Source organism: Bacillus alkalisoli (assembly GCF_002797415.1).
Taxonomy (GTDB): Bacteria; Bacillota; Bacilli; order Bacillales; family Bacillaceae_I; genus Bacillus_CD; species Bacillus_CD alkalisoli.
The window spans coordinates 3,389,338-3,408,605 of record NZ_KZ454944.1; the positions used below are offsets into that span (position 1 = coordinate 3,389,338).

Below are 19,268 nucleotides of genomic sequence, written 5' to 3' on the forward strand. Positions count from 1 at the left end.
CCCCCTATTTTTTCAAGTGAAATTTATTTTACTGCACCTTCAGATATGCTTTGGATGAACAGTTTGTTGAATAGTAAAAACACGATTAGTAATGGTACAGTTGCCCAGAACGTACCAGACATAATCATACCATAATCCATTTGTCTTGCATCATTCAAGGAGCGTAAGGCAACTTGTAATGTGTGCATAGATGGATCTCTTAACACAACAAGAGGCCATAAGAAGTCATTCCATACATGCATGAATACAATGATACCTAATGTTGCAAAAGCTGGAAGAATCATCGGTACGACAATGTTCCAGTAAATACGGAAGTTGGAACAACCATCAATCTTAGCAGCTTCAATAATCTCGTAAGGTACACCATCTTTTATATATTGCCTCATCCAGAAAATACCAAACGCATTAATTAATCCTGGAATAATAAGTGCTTTAAAGTCATTTAACCAACCTAATGTTGTAATGATGTAGTACTGTGGTATTAATCCTAGTTGTGGTGGCACCATCATTGTGACAAGGATCATACCAAAAAGAACTGTTTTCCCTTTGAATTCTAATTTCGCAAATGCGTAACCAGCAAGTGAACTTAAGAACAGTGTTCCTATCGTGATTGTCGTGGCAACGAAAAAGGAATTCCACATTGCCCCGAAGAAGTCGATATTATTTAATACTTTTTGAAAGTTCGTCACTAAATCAGTTCCTGGTGTGAACGGTGGTGGCACTTGGTTGATTTCTCTATTTTGACGTGTCGCCATGACAAACATATAGTAAAACGGGAATAATGATACTAAGGAACCGAAAATTAAACTTAAATAGACTAATATTTTTTTGATTGAGAATTTTCCTTCTCCTACTTCTTTTCGCGCTGCCATTTTCGTCCCCCCTACTTAATTTTTTTCGAACGGCCGATTAAGTTTGTTAACAATAAGTTAATTGCCGTTAATGAAATGATAATAAAGAATAATACGATTGCTGCAGCTGATGCTGTTCCGAAAGAATTATATACGAACGCATCACGCCATAAGTAAGCTACCATTGTAATACCTTCTTCGCGTAGACCGCGACCTAAGAAGATAAGTGGTTCTGTGAATAATTGTAAGCTTCCAATTGTTGCTGTGAAAACAACAAACATCGTGATTGGTTTTAGCATTGGTAATGTGATAAGACGAATCTGTTGTCCTACCGTTGCCCCGTCCATTTTTGCTGCTTCATAAAGCTCTTTAGGTATACTTTGCATACCTGCTAAGAAAATGATTGTATTGTAACCAACCCATCTCCAGAAAACCATTGTTGCGATGGCTATTTTTACAGGCCAATATTCTGCATTCCAGCGAATAGGGCCAATATCGAAAAAGTTTAACACATAGTTAGCAAAACCAAATGGTTGGTTATTAAAAATGATTCCAAAAATAATGGCAACTGCTACGATTGATGTAATGTATGGTAGGAAAATAAGGGTACGAAATGTATTTCTAAAACGTAATAACGCAGAGTTTAAGGCAAAAGCTATTAATAGCGCCGCAATTATTTGTGGTACCGTTCCTAAAATCCCAATAATAAACGTATTTTTAATGGAAGAGAAGAACACAGGATCATCGAAAATAAAGGCAAAGTTCTTGAATCCATTGAAAACCATTGGATTTAATCCATCCCACTTGAAGAATGATAGATAGAAACTGAATATCATTGGGAATAGCCCAAAGATAGCAAATAAAATGAAGAATGGCGCAATAAATAAATAAGCGGATAAAGCGGTACGTTTCTTTTCTGGTAAGTTGTTAAACTTTTTGATGATATTCAACTTTAATCCCCCTTTAAATAGGTGTTTTAGTTATTTTAGTTCTTGTTGGCTTTCGAGAATGGCCCATACCATTGTTACATAGGGATGAGCAGCTCTCGAAACAATAGATAGAACCAACAAGTAATTTTTTTCAGGGTATGACTTCAAGAAGTCATACCCTGATAAGCTATTATTATTGTCTACCGATTACTCGTTGCATTCTTTCTAGAGCTTCTGTCCATTCTTTTGCTGAATCGTTACCTGCAGCTACGTTATCAATAGCTTGTTTAATTTCTGCATCAACTGGATAGTATAGTCTACCTTTGTAAACTGGCTCAACTTGTTGTGCTGCTTCAGAGAATACTTGAGCTGTTGCAATTCCACCGAAATACTCATCTGTATACTCTTTGAACTCAGCCATTTCGTATACTGCTGGAGATGATGGGAATAAACCGTAATCTAAGAACGCTTTTAGTTGTTGTTCTGGAGCTGTTAACCATGCGATAAACTTGTAAGCTTCTTCTGCATTTTTAGACTCAGCTGGAACTGTTAAGTAAGATCCACCCCAGTTACCAGCACCCTCTGGCATTGTAGTAATAGACCAGATTCCATTTTCAGGACTGTTGTCTTTAATAACACCTTGCATCCAAGCAGGAGCTAACATTGTTGCATAAGTTCCTTCACCCATTCCAGCAAACCATTCTGGAGTCCATAATGGAATATCTCCAACTAAACCTTGGTCAAGCATGCTAGATACGTAAGTGAATGCATCTTTTAATTGATTGTGGTCTTCGATAATTAACTCATCGCTTGTGTTGAAATATTGTTGTGTTGATTGGTCACGTCTTGCGTTGTAAATAAGTTCACCGGAGTCAGTCATTAACTTTCCAGTTTTCTCTTTAATTTGTTGTGCTACTTTCTCGTAATCTTCCCAAGTTTGAATTAACTCAGAAACAGCTTCTGATGAAGCATCGAAACCAGCTTCTTCAAATACGTCTGTACGGTAGAACATTACAGTTGGACCGATATCAGTTGGTAATCCGAATAAGAAACTACCATCTGCATTTTCTCCATTTTTCCAAACCCAATCAAGGTAGTTGCCTTCTACATCTTTTGCACCATGATCAAAAAGGTTTGTGAATGCATGCTCTGCATTACGGTATCTTTCAATTTGTGCTTCCTCAATCATCGTGATGTCTGGCGCGCCAGTTCCTGCAGAAATAGAGGTAAATAGATTGTCATGTAAGTCGTTCATATCACTATTTTGCAAGTTAATCGTAACGTGCGGGTTTTCCGCTACATATTCTTCAATTAACTTATCGTATCCAGTGTTACCGAACTCCCAAAATACTAACTCAACGTCTCCGCTGCCAATTTTTTCGCTATCTTTGTCTTTACCAGCATTTGAACCACCGTCGTTAGAACAAGCAGCAAGTAATGATACAGAAAGTACGGATGCTGCTGCAAGTTTAAAAAACTTTTTCATTTTCTTTTCCCCCTTAGAATCCAAAAAATTTAATATTTATTATGACAAGTACATCTAGATACTACTCTACTTCCTCACCTCCTCAAAGCGGACCTTTGAAAGCTTTAGTTGTGTATGTCTAGGAGTAAGCGCTTTATTTCTAATTATTTAAAGTTCCAAGCGCCACCTTTTGTCGTGACGCTCACAACTTATCAACCTATTTATTGATTACACTTCAAAGAAGTTTTTTGCGATGGTATGTTTATACCAGTAGAAACTGTCTTTTTTCGTACGCTCTAACGTACGATAGTTAACGTGTACGATTCCAAATCGCATTGTAAAGCCCTCTGCCCATTCGAAGTTATCTAGTAAAGACCACGTTAAGTAACCTTTAATATTCACGCCAGCTTCCATACTACGATGTAGCGAAACTAAATGTTGTTTCAAGTAATTCGTACGTCTTTCATCCTTTACTTGACCGTTTTCTGCCTCGTCATTGTAACAAGAGCCATTTTCCGTAATGTAAATTGGAACGTCGCCGTACGTATTTGAAATGTGCGTTAACACTTTATAGAAACCTTCCGGGTAAATATTCCATCCGATGTCAGTTTTATCGTAGCCAACGTCCACTTTTTCGTGATCGAATAATCCTTCATTTTCCTTGTATCTTCCTACACCACCTGAGTAGTAGTTAATTCCTAGGAAGTCAATCGGCTGGTTAATTATTTCCATATCACCATCTTGGATATTCAACGTTGCGCCTTTCTTTTCGAACCAATCCACCATATATTGTGGATATGACCCTTTAAATACTGGATCAAAGAACCAATCCATGAAGTAAGCATTTGCACGTTTGCAAGCCTCAATATCTTCTTGCTTATTGCTATATGGCTCATTCCACTCTACATTTGGAGCATAACCAATTTGTCCTGTTATACCTAATTCTCTGAAGCTCATTACCGCTTTCCCATGAGCAACATGTATATGATGTGCCACGTTTATTGCTAATTGAAGGTCAGTATTACCTGGAGCATGTGCCCCTACGTAGTTAGATAGGAAGGAAATGCACCATGGCTCATTAAACGTAATCCAGTATTTAATTTTTCCCTCAAACTCTTTAAACATCACTTCTGCATACTCTACGAAAGCATCGATTGTCTCACGGTTGTCCCAGCCACCTTTATCTTGTAAAGCTTGTGGAAGGTCCCAGTGATAAAGCGTACACATCGGCTCAATTCCTTTTTCAAGTAAACCGTCTACTAGTTTGTGGTAGTAGGCAAGACCTTCTTTGTTTACTTCACCTGTTCCTGTTGGGAAAATTCTTGGCCACGCTACAGAAAAGCGGTAAAAGTCTACTCCTAAGTCGTCCATTATTTCAATGTCTTCAATGAATCTATTGTAACTATCACAAGCTACATCTCCATTATCGCCATTTACTACTTTTCCTGGCGTTTTAGAAAAAGTGTCCCAAATGGAAGTTCCTCTGCCACCTTCTTTAACGGCACCTTCTATTTGGTAGGATGCTGTAGCAACACCCCATTTCATATCTTTAGGAAATTGTATAATCGCCATTGTTGTAACCCCTTTCATTACCTGTTAAAAAAATATTCATTATTTACGAAACCACTTTCGAAAAAGTGTATACTTTAAAACTATTAATTTATTATTAACACGTCTTTACGGTTATATTAGTTAGTATTAGTAAGTCTAACCACTTCAGAAACCAGTTTCGGAAACCGCTTTCGTAAATTATTATAAACGCATACACAAACTTAGGCAACATATTTGTTAAATCTTTTTTTCTAAATTGTTAATAAAGTGTGACGAACATATGTAAAAGATCGGGCTGGTAGTATATAGAATGGGAGAATTAGTTATCTGGAAATTAGTAGAATATCACATGCATGGGATTTTCTTTATCTACACATCCTCCATGGTCATTTTGGGCTTTTGCTTTACTCAAAATGAACGTGAACACATCCCCCATGGTCATTTTTCGTTTTTTCTTTTCCCAAAATGAACGTGAACACTACCTCCATGGTCATTTTTGACTTTTTCATTATTCAAATTGAACGCGAGCACATCCTCCATGGTCATTTTTCATTTTTTCTTTACTAAAAATGAACGTGAACATTTCCCCCATGGTCATTTTTCGTTTTTTCTTTTCCCAAAATGAACGTGAACACATCCTCCATGTTCATTTTGGGCTTTTGCTTTACTCAAAATGAACGTGAGCACATCCTCCATGGTCATTTTTCGTTTTTTCTTTTCCCAAAATGAACGTGAACACTACCTCCATGGTCATTTTGGGCTTTTGCTTTACTCAAAATGAACGTGAACACTACCTCCATGTTCATTTTTGACTTTTTCTTTATTCAAATTGAGTGCGAGCACTACAATTCAGTTTATTTTTTCAGCTATAATGAACTTAATATTAATCATAAGAGTTTTACTCATAATATGTTCCATGGTTATTTCCCTTTTTAATAAGATTCTTTTGCAATGCTCTCTTTATTCTTTGTTTAGAGTCAACAATTTTACACCACTCGTAAATAGTATTGGTTGTTATTTTTTTCTCAGGGAATAGTAATTTGTATTCATTTACACTTCTGACTACCGCATTTGAAAACTTCTCATTTCGTCCGCAGCTATTACAAGTACAAGTAGAACCCTCTATCCGTATAGAAAACGATCGACACCCCACACACGTAATCCCTTTCCGCAACTGTTCATAATCATATGCTGGTATAGATTTAAACGGTGAGTCCTGTATGTGCATGGCCACAAGCTTTTCAGCTAGCTTTTTGTTATTCGGTTTTATCGTGGAACGGGTGTTATTTAGCTGTTGCATAAACTGGTTTAATTGGGTCGGAAAAATACATGGCATGTTCAGTGGTGTTTGATATAAAGTAAACTCGGGGTTGATGAAAACGATGAACGAACGAATTTTTACATTAAACCCTAATGACTGTAATAATTGTCGCAAATTTAATTCACATTTATTTAACTGGTCTAGTGGATTGTTTACTCCTTTCCTATTTAATGTATAAAACTTACTCGATTCATAATAAAAGTCCCCTTCGAAGTTTTTCACTTCAAATAAATAGATCAATTCTTGAAACAATATCAAGGAATCGATTTGAAAGTGCGTGCTTTTATTTTTCAACAGTAAGTCATTTAAAATAATGCATTCTGATTGTAATTTTTCTGTTAGAGCATCAAACTCTATTTCACCTAAATATCCCTTCTTCAGATTTAAAAAATGTCTCATGTCATCTTCTAGAAGTTCCATTCTATCGTTTAACAATTCTAAAGTAAGTAACTCGCTAGATTTTTCACGATTTTTATAAGCCATTCGAACCAACCTTTCAATGATAAATTTACTAAGATCATTGCTCCAAGCTAATGAATGATAAATAATCCTGGATTAAATCACCCTTTCTTTTATTCATTCGCCTTATTAATAAAAATGGATAGACCTCTGAATGGGAAGTAAGTTTCTTTTGAAAAACACGAATGAGTTTTGTGGTTGATAGTACTGTGGATATACGGAATTAGGCTTGTCCAACCGAACGAATCTGGGGGTACATGAGATACTTATCTGAAAAATGAAAATATTTACGGTAAAATTTTAGGATTTTTCTTTTTTGTTGTCAAGTGATTTTGTAAATAAATTGAGGGTCAGACTGTGCACAGATTGGAATGCACTTAGGTGTCTTGTCTTATCCCCATCTACATTTCAAATGGAGTTCCTCTCCACTTTTATAGGGGAAAAGTACAGTTGTGTCGGTCGAATTAAGAGAAGAAAAAGGAGGGAGAAACTTGGACTTGCAACAATCATTAGATTCTATTAATTATTTTGCAGTATTTATTGAAGCCTTATCAGCCTTTGTTGTCGGTGGTATCTGGTATTCTGCCCTTTTCCACAAAGTGTGGATGAAAGAAAACAACTTTAATAAGGAAACGCTAAAAAAGGGGAATATGGGAATCATATTCGGTGGTGCATTTATCCTTGCTCTCATAATTTCTTTTGTATTAGTCCTATTTTTAGGTCCAGAAAGAAGTGCAGCGATAGGAGCTACCGCTGGCTTCATGGCAGGATTTTTCTAGGTCGCAACAACTATTGGAATTACATACTTGTTTGAAAGAAAATCTTTAAAGCTGTTCTTCATTAATGCTGGCTATCATATAGTAACTTTTACGATAATGTGCTTTATTTTAGGAGTGTGGAAATAAAGTAATCAGTGATATCTTTCTTTAGAAAGTTTTATCAGCCTATCCCTTATATTGGAACAGAAAAAAAGTGCACTCCTCGAAAAAGAAGGAGTGCACTTTTTTAGTAGTCACTATAACGTTTCTTTTTTCCACATTTATGACAACGATGACATTCACAACAGTCTTTTTTCTTCTCTACTGGCTTGCACTTTTTACAATGACAAACCTTTACCCATTCACAACAACAAACTATTTTATCACCGTAGCATTTGTGTTCTTCTTTATAATCATCACAACAAAAACTTTCCACATAACCAAGCGGTCTTTTACAATGGCAATCATTGTAATGTTTTTTATGATCATGATCATGACATTTTCCACACATAGGAATCCCTCCTTTTCAGTATGAAGATATAACATTATATTAAAATGTTTTTTTTTGGTATAGGTGAATGGTTAGACAATTGTAAAATATGTTATTCCCTACTGAATTAGTAGATTACTAACTAAAAAAAGAATAAAACAAGTACTTTCTATGAATAATATTTCTACATGTAATAGAAAAAGTGCGAATGTCATCCACTAAGCGACTATGCAAAATATTAATTTGAGCATATAAAATAGTAAGTCAAAAGAATGAATAAAAGAATTACTAGTTTCTTTTGATTTGCAACCATACTTTAAAGGAGTGAAACATGTGAGAAGAAATACAAGTTGTAATCAGCAAAAAGGATGTCCTCCAGCGCAGCCATGTGATACTGCAAAAACAAAGCGTGTAGATAGTAGTGTAGATAGTAGTGCACCACAAGTTGTTGAGGTACAGGATGTTCCAGTAATCGATGTTCCAGTTGTACTTGCAGAAGTGGAATTGTTTGCAAATGTGGAAGCAGACATTCATCTTCCAACAGCAGCGAGAGAGATAAAAGTAATTAGAAAGAATATTTCATTGAAGCAATGTGAGTCACACATTGATAGATTTAGAAATAATATCGCTAAAGTTTATGTGACTGGTGTAGTTCATAAAAACATTCAATATGTAGAGTCCTGCAGTGGATATGTAAAGGATTATAGTGTAGATGTTCCTTTTAGTTTTAATCAAGAAGTAGAAATCTTCAATCCTGCTCAACAGTTCTTCAGTAATAAAAGTTCTCTAACGGAAGAATATCGATATCTCGATAAGTCTAAACACGGTGCTACTCGTTGTAAGTCAGGTTCATTTACATTCGAGTATTACAATGAACCAATTGAGTGCAAACTTTTATATTCGGACATCTTTGAGTTAGATTTGTATAAAGATTTCGATCGCTTTGGCCGATTTAACAAGGTTACAGAAAAAATGGAAATCTTCTTAGCGCTTAAATTACTTCAAACGCAACAATTGGATCCACGAAAATACGTGCCATGTACACCTAAAACAATTGGACAAAACCAAACATCACCACTGATGAATAAAATTAAAAATAGAATGAACAGAGCATAGAGTAGAAAAAATGGGGTGTCTTTTATTAGACATCCCATTCCTTCCCTAATAAGTCGAGGTCTATCTTTTGTAGTTGAAATAGTTGTAGTGACAGCTTTACAACCCCTTGTATACAACCAGTTGCATCAGTGTGCCAAACAAAATTTGTTTCTTTGAGGTTCTGTTCAATTGGTTCAGCAAATTTTTCTACTAACTTATGATGAACAGAATCATCTTTTTCTTCTTTATAAAACAAGTATTCTGTTTTTTCACGATAAGGTAATTCGATTTTATTTACCCACTTTACTTTTTGACTCTTTTCCCACGGAAATTTAATTTTTTTAGAAAGAATGGAACTGGAATTTTTAGGTACATAATCAACAACTGCACTAAAAGCTCCTGATACAACTACCGTCTTAGAAGATGATAAAACGTGAACTATAACGGCATGCACTTTCCAATCCATCTCCAATACTTCAGCAAACGGTGGCAACATGTTTGAAAAATCAATTATATCTATTACTGCGTTCACTTCTGCTAGAAAAATAGGCAGTTTGAATATTGGCACCATTTTCTTATTGGTATGACTTGCTTCTATCCTAGTTTCTGTACATAGATTTCTAACACTATTGTTTTTATCCTTGCTCATAACAGAGTCGTTTTGAAAGCTTCCTAATGGCTTTCTAAAGAAGAAGTTGTAGTCATTTTCGCACGTAGATTTTCTTACTCGACGATGCTTTTCTACGGTATTTTTTTTCTCATTTGCAGAGTAGAATTCCTGTTCCTTTTTATAAATATCCGATAACTCTTCATGGACGTGTTCTTCTTCCTTTATCGGAGAATTCATCACATGTATATTATTAATAGTAGTTGATAAATGACGTATAGCTTCATCTATTTCTTTTGAGGATTCTTCCGTTGTTTTTTCTTTTACACTTTTTTCGTTTAATGGTCGATTTAATATTTCTTCATTTTCAGCAAAATACGTATCTTCTATTCCTAGTTCTTCGATAGTGTCCAGTTCATCGCTTATCATGGGCACTTCTCGGAACAGATGATCCAATTGTTGCTTAAGTTCTTCTGCATCATGAAAAAAATCTTGCTCTTCTTCAAGTTTTTCGCGAATCTCTTCGTCTATTGATTCATTATGATGTTCTGCCATTTCGTTTTTTTCCACTTCGGCATTTTGGTCTATATGTTGTGAAGTTTGATGGATTGTTAATAAAATATTTTCAATTAATTTCTCTACTTCCGTTAATGAAATTTCTTTCGTTTCTTCTTTATTATCCAATTCTTCTATTTTACTCTTTAGCGTTTCATTAGAAGTATTTAATTCTATCCTTTCATGTTTAATTATATTAATTTCGCTATCTTCATTTAAAATTACATTAGATACGACTTGTGGAAGTGGTAGTATTAGTGGCTTCGGTAATGTTACACTATCGGACTTAACATTCCTATTAAGCGAATTTTCTCTTGAGCGCTTAGAAGATTTTGCTTTTGTTTTTTTCTTTTTCTTCTCCTCACCCTTTGGCATATCCAGTGTTTCTACATTTTGAATATTCCTGAGGTTATCTTCTGACTCATAACAATCGTAGGTCATCCTGTTTTGGAAATTTCCGCTTTAATAAGCAGCCTTTCCTCCCTCCCCTCTTATATCAACTTGGAACATAAGTCTTCTTAATTATTCACAATCACACAAGCAGTCACAATCATTTTGATCGTGCTCGTGTTTACACTTGGAAGAAGAGACGCAAATTTGCTGGTTTTGAAGTACTTTTAAAGTTAAATCTAATACCATTTTTTCTTCTAATTTCGTAAATATTCCCTCATCTAATGGAGCTTCATAAGGCAATGTAGTTCTATCGGTCGCTTCATCCCATTCGATGATGCAACTAGATACTAATTCACAATATGGTAGTTCATTATAATATTGAGAGCTTTCCTGATGATATTGAGACAAATCACTCGATTGATATTGGTCTTTTTCTGGATACCCCGTTGGTAGTTGTTTAGATATAAAGAAGTCGAATTCATTACGTGTATTTACTACCGGCATTATTGGCTTGCTCCAAAATTTTTTTATTTCCGTCACACACTCAAACGGAATATCGATCGTATACGAATGTAAATCGGAGGCAACTGTTGTTTTTGTACTTTTTTCAATTTCATTACATGGGCTAGCGTATTGAATGTTTTTTCGAATAAATCCTTTTATAAATAGTTTATTTGTTGGTAGTAATAAACGAGATTGTATAATTTTCACTCGTTTTTTAATATCCTTTATTTCAAGAACAGGCTCCGGGAAGTTCACTTTTGAACTAATATTAACTTGCACTTTCACTTCAGTAAGTACTACAGGAACCTTCGTCACGACTTTCCCTACACTTACCACTGGTTCACATTCCACACTTTCCATTTGGTGGGCAGTGTTACATTCCCAATCATTGTTTTTGTTATCATCACTGCAATTCGTCATTTCATAATCCTCCATTCAGTCAAGATAATTCATCGTATGCATTATAAATGACTAAGACTAGGCCTTAACCTAGGGACAGGAAAAAATTAGGCGAATTACTTTTTATGTAATTTGTCCTAAAACGAAACACTTCCTTGAAAGAATAAATCGATGTTGACTTATCGACAGGAGGAGAGGGAAGTCTTAATGGAGCAAGCTCCCGTAGCTAGACGTAACCTACTCAAAATAGAGAGTTATACACAAAGTACTAATTCTAGAGTTTACTCAATAACAAAAAAGCACATTACTAGCAAATGCTAATATTGCGCTTTTAAACTTAAGAAAGTCAAACCATCTATTACAAAGCAGTTACCCGAACTTGTTGATTTTGTAGAACTTTAATCGAAAACTGCAGGGACATTTTTTCTACCATATTATAGAAAAATCCTTCTTCAAATGGAGCGTTCCCTTGTAATGGTTCACGATCCGTTGACTCATCGTACTGTAAAATGTTACTGGAGATTAACTCACAATATGGTAATTGGTTGTAGAATTGCGTGCTTGATTGATGGAATTGCGATAAATCACTAGACAATAAATGATCTTTTTCCGGATATCCATTACCTAAACTTTGTGCTCGAAAGAAGTCAAATTCCGAACGTGTATTTAATACCGGCAATTGTGCTGGAGATAAGTTTAATGTAACCTGTGTCATACATTCAAACGGAACATCTATTGTTAGTGATCTAATATCAGAAGATACACAAGAACCTGAAGCATCTCCGCTAGGAGTAGCGTATTGGATGTTTTTTCTAACGTAACCTTTTAAGAAAAGTGGATACGGGCCAGCCGCAAACTGAGGTGGTGCTGAAGGTAACAATAGACGGCAATGAACTACTTTCACTCGTTTTTTTACGTCTTTAATTTCTAAAACTGGCTCCGGAAACGTAACATTAGCAACTAGATTACTACTTACCGCTATTTCCGCGAGTGTTACTGGTACTCTCAAAATTCTTGTTCCAGCAGGTGTTATTGCAGGTGCAACGTTAGTATTCGGACACTGATTTACATTTGCAGATTGGTTTAGGTTAATACAATCTTGACTATCATATTTCATATTTTTTCCTCCTTTAAAATTCAGATACAATTTATCGTATGCAAAACTAATAGAGAAGGAATAGATACATGAATCGGTGTTATCGTGGATTTTCTACTAAAATTAATAGCTTCATAGAATTATTTTAGAACAGAGTAACCGGATCATCGGAATTTGAATTTATAAGAAGAAAATTCGGACTAACCTCGTCCCTTTCTCAAGAAAAAACCAAGATGAAAGAAATGAAGCACCAGCTCCCTTTACGATCGAGGATCCAGATGGGAATCTAATTTTAATTGATCAACATAGATATTTTTTGTTTTTAGGGGCTGTAAAATGGGGAAAATGGGGACGGGGTTTCTTTCACATTTGAAAAATGCGAAGGAAACCCGTCCCTATTTGGTACCTGTTACTAAAAGTGCTGGTCATTCCTTCTATGAACCGCACTTTCTGGCACATCCCCTACTAAAAGTCCGGCTCATTCCTTCTATGAACCGTACTTTCTGGCACATCCCCTACTAAAAGTGCGGCTCATTCCTTCTATGAACCGTACTTTTACTCTTTTCTCTAGCTTAAGTACCTTTCATTACTCTTATGAACCGCACTTTCTTCTTTTTCTCTAGCTTAAGTACCTTTCATTACTCTTATGAACCTCACTTTTCCTCTTTTCTCTAGCTTAAGTACCTTTCATTACTCTTATGAACCGCATTTTCTGGCACATCCCCTACTAAAAGTCCGGCTCATTCCTTCTATGAACCGTACTTTTCCTCTTTTCTCTAGCTTAAGTACCTTTCATTACTCTTATGAACCGCACTTTCTGGCACATCCCCAACTAAAAGTCCGGCTCATTCCTTCTATGAACCGTACTTTTCCTCTTTTCTCTAGCTTAAGTACCTTTCATTACTCTTATGAACCGCACTTTCCTCTTTTTCTCTAACTAAAGTTCCCTTCATTACTCTTATGAACCGCACTTTCCTCTTTTTCTCTAACTAAAGTTCCCTTCATTACTCTTATGAACCGCACTTTCTGGCATATCCCCTACTATTAGTGCGGCTCATTCCTTCTATGAACAGCACTTTCTTCTTTTTCTCTAGTTTAAGTACCTTTCATTACTCTTATGAACCGCACTCCATCGATTTGATAACTTAATTTTTACTCATAATACATCCATTGATGAGTTCCCTTTTTTATAAAGTTTTTTTTCAATACCCTTTGTATCCTCTCTTTGGAATCTACTATTTTACACCATTCATGAATGACATTTGTTGTTATTTTATGATCTGGGAAAAGTAGTTTAAACTCATTAATGCTCCTGATGATAGCGGCCCCGAGCCTTTCTTTATTCCCACATTCTTTACAAATACATGTATTGCCTTCAACAATATTAGAGAATGCTCTACATTTCTCACATAAAACTCCTTTTCTCAAATTGCTGTACTCATATGCTGGAAGGGTTTTATATGGCGAGTCTTCAATATGCATTGAACATAATGCTTCCGCTAGTTTTTTGTGATTTTCCTTTATCGTTGAAGAAAAGCCGTTTAGTTTTTCTAATAATCTCTTGATTTGTGCTGAGAAAATAAATGGCATGTTAAGAGGTGTTTTGTATAAAGTAAATTCGGGGTTAATAAAAATGATAAATGGTCGAATTTGAAAATTATATCCAAGATTATTGAGTACTTGTCTCAATTGGGATTCGGTTCGCTTTAATTGGTTTAATGGATTTGTAACTTCGGATTTAGGAAATCGATACAATATATCAGATTCATAGAAAAAGTCACCCTCATAATTTTTCACTTCGAATAAGTAAATTAAATCTTTAAATATTATTGTTGAGTCAATTTGAAACATAGTGCTTTTATTTTTTAAAAGTAAATCGTTTAGAATAATACAATCAGACTGGATTGTCTCTATCAAAGAATCAAAAATCTTTTCTCCCTCATAGCCCTTTTTTAAATTTATGAAATGTCGCTTATCACTTTCTGACAAAACCATCCTGCTGTTTAAGTAATCTAATATAAGTAACTCTGTTGACTCATTGCGATTTTTATATGCCATTACAACCAACCTTTCTAAAATAATTATTATTCTGTTCTATGAACTCTTTAAATCTGATACTTTTCCAAATGCAGCATAACTAATTCTTTTGCAAGTCGCCTTAAGCTTTCGTTAACAATGTTATCCTTGCTCTCTAGAAATAGGTAAATCGAGATGGGAGATTCTTTGTCTTCCATTCAAATTCAAGCAAATTCCACTACATTCTTTAACTTTGAATGAGCATTCCTTACTTCTTGCCATTCTTTCATTTGTGCTATTAAAGATTAAGGCGAAAGTATACCTTCCGCGAAAACCACCTAGCGATGTTGTTAATATTAATAAATTGTACGATATTGCTTTTCTATTACTTAGATTGAATTATTAAAGTGAAGTTTTTATTTTTAGTGGAAAGCGAAAGTATGATTTGATGTTTTAGTGGATAGTATTACTGCTAAAGTGGAAGGCTTTTTTCTTTCAAGAGCTTGTCCTATTCCTTTCAAAAAAATCCTTATTAAAATCACTTTCTTTCCCCATTTCAAGTTATGGAAATTATTAGTTGTAATTTACATAGGAAGTATTAAAGCTAATTTAATAAGTATGGAGCATTCTAGTATCTCGAAAAAGAGCTTAAACAATTTGAATATTAAGACTTTTTAGTTTTATTGTCAAGTAGGTTAGTAGTAATAATCAAATAAAATTTGAAGTTTAATATAGGTAAAGGTGTTTTTTTCAATACTCTATCTTTTCTGAAATTAGTATTTACTTCTTCAACTCCAACATTTAACATTAGAGTGTAAGATGTTTAAAGTTCAGGAGGAATTCACCCTTATGGAATATTTACTTTATGCGCTAATTGCACCAATATTCACTATTGTTTTTTCTCTAATTAACACCGTAAGATTCAAAAGGTATGTATTGACACCAATCATTGTGTTTATCGTTTTAAACATCCCTACAGTGCTGTTACCTCTTTTTGCAAATGTTGGTTGGGAAGGATTAGTTGGATGGGCTTTATTGTACACTGGCGTTTCAATCGTTATTTCTCTTATTGTTTGGGCAATGAGAAAGTTTCAGATGAGGAGAGCGACGGATTCAAAAGCATAAATTTAATAATAGGAGCCAGCCCCTGTTAGTTTGAGTACCAACTTACTGGGGCTGGTTTTTAATATTTTTATTTACTTTCGCATATAATTCCGCTGGCTTTTGTACATATTATCACTAATTACTTCTAACCAATAAATTCATGGAAGTATAACTAATTTCCAAATAAGTGGTAGGTGCACGCACGAATGGCTTACAAAAAAGAAAAAGTAATAGAAATTACTTCCTGGTTGGCGATGACTTTTTTGTTAATTAAGTTCATCCCAATACATAGATTACGCGAAGCAATGGTTGCTTTTTTATTTAAACAAGCAGTCACTTGGCTTTTTGGGTTGCTTATTGTGGAAAAAGATATGATAAGATATCCGTTTAGGACTTTGTTCAAAAAATCGATCAAAAGCAGCTTCACATTTGAATATTTTGTATTACCCAGCTTAAATGTACTATTTAATATTCATTATCCAGAAAAAAGGAACTTTTGGAATAAGCTCTTATATTATTTTAGCTATACTTCTTCTATCACTTTGTTGGAAATAATCGCTGTAAAATACACAAAATTGATTAAGTATAAAAAATGGAAATGGTACTGGAGTTTTCTATCCATCTGGTTTACTTATTATGTCGGGAGACGGTATCAGAGATGGTTCTTTAAGGAAGCTAACAATTAATTTTTGCAGGAAGGTCAATCTATACGAAAAGACGAAGAGGATAGTGGTCCCTTCGTCTTTTCACATTATAAAATACTTATGCATCTAACTTCAGAAGATTAGGAAGTGTCCATGTAAAACTGGATGTAAACCAGTATTATTTACAAAAGCTGTAGTTATCAAAAAATCGCCATAAAAAATGTGACAATCCTTCTTGGAATTAACGCAAACGATCACTTGATACCTAGGCATTATTGGGGGATAACTTCACACACTATTAAAGTAGAAAAATATCCGCTTCCTTACACTCCCTAGTAATCTCTTCATTCCAAACTGATACTTGCACTTCTCCGATATGAGCTTTCTTTAAGAAAAACATACATAATCGCGATTGGCCGATTCCTCCTCCGACTGTGTATGGAAGTCTTCCATGGAGGATGGCTTGATGATAATCCAATTTGATTCGTTCTTCACAGTTTGCCTCTTTTAATTGTCGTAGCAATGCCTTAGCATCTACTCTTATACCCATGGAGGACAATTCAAGGGCACGCTCTAAAGTTGGATACCAAACAACGATATCTCCGTTCATTGTCCAATCATCATAATCTGGGGAACGTCCGTCGTGTTTCTCACCTGAACGTAATTTTCCACCGATTTGCATAATAAACACTGCCCCATGTTCTTTTGCAATCGCATCTTCTCTTTCTTTTGGCGTAGAAGATGGATAGAGTATTTCTAGTTCCTGTGCTGTCGTGAAATGAATCTTTTTTGGCAAAACAGGCTCTAGACTAGGGTATAACTCCTGAATGTGCCTTTCTGTAGACTTCATAGCGCTATATATTTTTTCTACTTCTACTTTTATTGTTTCAATGGCACGTTCCTGTTTCGAAATTACTTTTTCCCAATCCCACTGATCCACATAGATGGAATGCAGGTTGTCGAGTTCTTCGTCTCTTCTAATGGCATTCATGTCTGTATAAAGCCCAGTACCGACTGGAAATCCATATTTAGCTAGGGCGGTTCTTTTCCATTTGGCAAGTGATTGAACAATCTCGAGTTTATCTCCTTTTATGTCGAGGGCATCGAACGTTACGGTTCGCTCCACGCCATTCAGATTATCATTAAGACCCGTTTTTGCTTGTAAAAATAAGGGGGCAGAAACTCTCACTAATCGAAGTTTATCCGATAAGTCTCTTTCAAAATACTCCTTCACCTGTTTAATCGCGATTTCCGTTTCAATCGGACTTAGCTTTGATTTGTATGCAGAAGGAATAATCATAGGTTTTGTCACACTATTTACCTCACTTTACTAAATTGTTTTCGCTAAATAATGTAACTTATGGTGAGAATACCTAATTTGTTCGATAAATGGGCTTTCAAATTTCATAAAGAGGAATAGTAAAATACCAATATAGCTTTCTGTCTGCTGCATCGCAGAAGGTAGAAGGTGAAGAAAGAAAAAATAAACGCCCACCTTGGTAATTGGTGAACGTTTATTATGCTAGCTAACTGAGTGAGTGAGTTTCATAATGTACAATTACTAAACGAAAAACGAATAGTAAACCTATTCTTTCATATAATTAACGTTTTATATCGAACGTTATTTACTTATAATAAACTTAACATTCGTTTTTCACTAAACGAACAGTAATTATGAAATTGATTCAACTACAAAGGATTACTACTTCATAGCTAATTCTATTTATTTACACTCGAAAAATAGAAACATGATCTTGTAGCTCTTGTGCCATATTGCTTAAAGCATTTGCAGATGCAGCAATTTCCTCCATGGAGGCATTTTGCTCTTCTGCAGATGCAGCAACCATATGAGAGCTGTCAGCAGTTTGTTCGGAGATAGTTGTAATACCTTTCATTTGCTGCACCATCTCTTCGGAACTAGCACTTATCTCCTCTGCAACAGCAGATACTTCTTGCGCTTGAGATGTAATACCTGCGATCATTTGCGTAATTTCCTGAAAAGACCTGCCAGTTTCATTTACCTTTTCGATTGCGTGTGTAACAGAGCTTGTACCTTCATTCATTGATTTAGAGACATTTACAATATCTTCTTGGACTTTTTCAATAACTTGGCGAATTTTTTCCGTCGCATTGCTCGATTCTTCGGCTAATTTTCTTACTTCATCTGCTACTACTGCAAAACCACGGCCATGCTCCCCCGCCCTTGCAGCTTCTATTGCCGCATTTAACGCTAGTAAATTAGTTTGACTAGAAACTTTAGAGATCAGATCGGTAATCTCGCCAATTTCATTTGAGCTTTCTTTTAAACTAGTAATATGAATATCAATTTCTGAAACACGGTTCTGTACGGTTCCCATTTGAGCTACCGTCTCAGATACCGTTTCGTTGCCAGATTGTGCTTTATGATTCGTTTCTATACTTAAATCAGTTACTGTTTGAATAGCTTGAGAAGCTTGTTCCATCCCTTTTGCTACTTCAAAAATAGATTGATTTGCAGATGCTACACTCCCCACTTGGTTTTCCGATCCACTAGCAATTGCTTGTATGGCTTCCGTAATTTGCTCTGTTGCTCTAGATGTTTGCTCTGAACCTGCTAGTAGTTGTTGTGAGGAGGAGGCAACCATTTCAGAAGCTACTTGTACTTTTCTAATTAAATTAGCAAGATTTGTCCCCATTATATTAAAGGAATTTGCAAGATCGGCCATTTCGTCTTTCGTTTTCACTTCTATAGGATCGATCGTTAAATTCCCCTCTGCTACTTCTTTCATTCCTAGATTTACGATTTCAAGAGGTTTTGTTATCATGCGTGATACGAAAAATGCAATGAATAAACCGATGAAAAGGCCTACTAGAAGAAATATTATTCCTTCCTTGTATGTAATGGATGATAATAAGCTAATTAATACACTTTGTACAAGTACTACACTAATAAAGCCAGCGTAAAGTTTCTTTGAAACTGTCCACCTAAAACTAATCATAAATGCCCTCCTGAGACTATTACATTATATTCATAGATAATTACTACTAGTTA

The 19,268-nt window shown here is 35.2% G+C and carries 15 protein-coding genes and 2 pseudogenes; 4 read left to right on the forward strand and 13 right to left on the reverse strand.

Features of this window, described 5'->3' with window-relative positions; translation table 11 throughout:
• Positions 1-23: 23 nt before the first annotated feature.
• The 5 genes from CDZ89_RS17010 to CDZ89_RS17030 form a co-directional block, all read right to left on the reverse strand.
• The gene (locus CDZ89_RS17010; RefSeq protein ID WP_096155587.1) at positions 24-872 is read right to left on the reverse strand and encodes a carbohydrate ABC transporter permease; all 849 of its coding nucleotides are present in this window, start codon (positions 870-872) and stop codon (positions 24-26) included.
• A gap of 11 nt (positions 873-883) precedes the next feature.
• On the reverse strand, positions 884-1,801 hold the full coding sequence (locus CDZ89_RS17015) for a carbohydrate ABC transporter permease (RefSeq protein WP_096155588.1): 918 nt from the start codon (positions 1,799-1,801) through the stop codon (positions 884-886).
• A gap of 172 nt (positions 1,802-1,973) precedes the next feature.
• Positions 1,974-3,266 carry an ABC transporter substrate-binding protein gene (locus tag CDZ89_RS17020; RefSeq protein ID WP_100334059.1) on the reverse strand — a complete coding sequence of 431 codons (1,293 nt, stop codon included), beginning with the start codon at positions 3,264-3,266 and terminating at the stop codon, positions 1,974-1,976.
• A gap of 207 nt (positions 3,267-3,473) precedes the next feature.
• The gene (locus CDZ89_RS17025) at positions 3,474-4,817 is read right to left on the reverse strand and encodes a GH1 family beta-glucosidase (protein ID WP_100334060.1); all 1,344 of its coding nucleotides are present in this window, start codon (positions 4,815-4,817) and stop codon (positions 3,474-3,476) included.
• Positions 4,818-5,694: 877 nt separating this feature from the next.
• On the reverse strand, positions 5,695-6,600 hold the full coding sequence (locus CDZ89_RS17030) for a nuclease-related domain-containing protein (protein ID WP_096155591.1): 906 nt from the start codon (positions 6,598-6,600) through the stop codon (positions 5,695-5,697).
• Positions 6,601-7,073: 473 nt separating this feature from the next.
• On the opposite strand from CDZ89_RS17030, the pseudogene CDZ89_RS20215 reads away from it, so the two are divergent.
• Positions 7,074-7,481, forward strand: a pseudogene (locus CDZ89_RS20215) (DUF1761 domain-containing protein).
• A gap of 100 nt (positions 7,482-7,581) precedes the next feature.
• Here the strand turns inward: CDZ89_RS20215 and CDZ89_RS19785 are convergent.
• Entirely contained in the window at positions 7,582-7,845 is a 264-nt protein-coding gene (locus CDZ89_RS19785) for a hypothetical protein (protein WP_157842777.1), read from the reverse strand.
• A 312-nt stretch (positions 7,846-8,157) separates the two neighbouring features.
• Here CDZ89_RS19785 and CDZ89_RS17045 point away from each other — a divergent pair, with 312 nt between their 5' ends.
• Positions 8,158-8,940 carry a CsxC family protein gene (locus CDZ89_RS17045; RefSeq protein WP_100334063.1) on the forward strand — a complete coding sequence of 261 codons (783 nt, stop codon included), beginning with the start codon at positions 8,158-8,160 and terminating at the stop codon, positions 8,938-8,940.
• 25 nt (positions 8,941-8,965) lie between these two features.
• Here CDZ89_RS17045 and CDZ89_RS17050 read toward each other — a convergent pair whose 3' ends face one another.
• The 4 genes from CDZ89_RS17050 to CDZ89_RS17070 form a co-directional block, all read right to left on the reverse strand.
• Positions 8,966-10,456 (reverse strand): hypothetical protein, encoded by a 1,491-nt coding sequence (locus CDZ89_RS17050; RefSeq protein ID WP_157842778.1) that lies wholly within the window; start codon positions 10,454-10,456, stop codon positions 8,966-8,968.
• Between the two features lie 147 nt (positions 10,457-10,603).
• The gene (locus tag CDZ89_RS17055; protein ID WP_406564904.1) at positions 10,604-11,398 is read right to left on the reverse strand and encodes a CsxC family protein; all 795 of its coding nucleotides are present in this window, start codon (positions 11,396-11,398) and stop codon (positions 10,604-10,606) included.
• A 337-nt stretch (positions 11,399-11,735) separates the two neighbouring features.
• A complete protein-coding gene (locus tag CDZ89_RS17060) occupies positions 11,736-12,494 on the reverse strand; it encodes a CsxC family protein (protein ID WP_100334065.1) in 759 nt (252 codons plus the stop codon).
• Positions 12,495-13,625: 1,131 nt separating this feature from the next.
• A complete protein-coding gene (locus CDZ89_RS17070; protein WP_096155598.1) occupies positions 13,626-14,531 on the reverse strand; it encodes a nuclease-related domain-containing protein in 906 nt (301 codons plus the stop codon).
• An 807-nt stretch (positions 14,532-15,338) separates the two neighbouring features.
• Here CDZ89_RS17070 and CDZ89_RS17075 point away from each other — a divergent pair.
• Both CDZ89_RS17075 and CDZ89_RS17080 read left to right on the forward strand, forming a co-directional pair.
• Positions 15,339-15,614 (forward strand): hypothetical protein, encoded by a 276-nt coding sequence (locus tag CDZ89_RS17075; RefSeq protein WP_096155599.1) that lies wholly within the window; start codon positions 15,339-15,341, stop codon positions 15,612-15,614.
• A 185-nt stretch (positions 15,615-15,799) separates the two neighbouring features.
• On the forward strand, positions 15,800-16,279 hold the full coding sequence (locus CDZ89_RS17080) for a CBO0543 family protein (RefSeq protein ID WP_100334067.1): 480 nt from the start codon (positions 15,800-15,802) through the stop codon (positions 16,277-16,279).
• 256 nt (positions 16,280-16,535) lie between these two features.
• Here CDZ89_RS17080 and asnA read toward each other — a convergent pair whose 3' ends face one another.
• The 3 genes and pseudogenes from asnA to CDZ89_RS20575 form a co-directional block, all read right to left on the reverse strand.
• Positions 16,536-17,537, reverse strand: coding sequence for an aspartate--ammonia ligase (gene asnA / locus CDZ89_RS17085; RefSeq protein ID WP_100334327.1), 1,002 nt, complete (start codon positions 17,535-17,537; stop codon positions 16,536-16,538).
• A 427-nt stretch (positions 17,538-17,964) separates the two neighbouring features.
• Positions 17,965-18,912 (reverse strand): methyl-accepting chemotaxis protein, encoded by a 948-nt coding sequence (locus CDZ89_RS17090; RefSeq protein ID WP_406564932.1) that lies wholly within the window; start codon positions 18,910-18,912, stop codon positions 17,965-17,967.
• A pseudogene (locus CDZ89_RS20575) lies at positions 18,910-19,215 on the reverse strand (HAMP domain-containing protein); the annotation flags it as partial. The pseudogene CDZ89_RS20575 and the gene CDZ89_RS17090, both read right to left, overlap by 3 nt.
• Between the last annotated feature and the right edge of the window lie 53 nt (positions 19,216-19,268).

Excerpts from the sequence above, each read along its gene's own strand:
- CDZ89_RS17010 (WP_096155587.1), bottom strand. The coding sequence starts at position 872 with ATGGCAGCGCGAAAAGAAGTAGGAGAAGGAAAATTCTCAATCAAAAAA.
- CDZ89_RS17020 (WP_100334059.1), bottom strand. The coding sequence starts at position 3,266 with ATGAAAAAGTTTTTTAAACTTGCAGCAGCATCCGTACTTTCTGTATCA.
- CDZ89_RS17025 (WP_100334060.1), bottom strand. The coding sequence starts at position 4,817 with ATGGCGATTATACAATTTCCTAAAGATATGAAATGGGGTGTTGCTACA.
- CDZ89_RS17030 (WP_096155591.1), bottom strand. The coding sequence starts at position 6,600 with ATGGCTTATAAAAATCGTGAAAAATCTAGCGAGTTACTTACTTTAGAA.
- CDZ89_RS19785 (WP_157842777.1), bottom strand. The coding sequence starts at position 7,845 with ATGTGTGGAAAATGTCATGATCATGATCATAAAAAACATTACAATGAT.
- CDZ89_RS17050 (WP_157842778.1), bottom strand. The coding sequence starts at position 10,456 with ATGCCAAAGGGTGAGGAGAAGAAAAAGAAAAAAACAAAAGCAAAATCT.
- CDZ89_RS17055 (WP_406564904.1), bottom strand. The coding sequence starts at position 11,398 with ATGACGAATTGCAGTGATGATAACAAAAACAATGATTGGGAATGTAAC.
- CDZ89_RS17060 (WP_100334065.1), bottom strand. The coding sequence starts at position 12,494 with ATGAAATATGATAGTCAAGATTGTATTAACCTAAACCAATCTGCAAAT.
- CDZ89_RS17070 (WP_096155598.1), bottom strand. The coding sequence starts at position 14,531 with ATGGCATATAAAAATCGCAATGAGTCAACAGAGTTACTTATATTAGAT.
- CDZ89_RS17075 (WP_096155599.1), top strand. The coding sequence starts at position 15,339 with ATGGAATATTTACTTTATGCGCTAATTGCACCAATATTCACTATTGTT.
- CDZ89_RS17080 (WP_100334067.1), top strand. The coding sequence starts at position 15,800 with ATGGCTTACAAAAAAGAAAAAGTAATAGAAATTACTTCCTGGTTGGCG.
- asnA (WP_100334327.1), bottom strand. The coding sequence starts at position 17,537 with ATGATTATTCCTTCTGCATACAAATCAAAGCTAAGTCCGATTGAAACG.
- CDZ89_RS17090 (WP_406564932.1), bottom strand. The coding sequence starts at position 18,912 with ATGGGGACAAATCTTGCTAATTTAATTAGAAAAGTACAAGTAGCTTCT.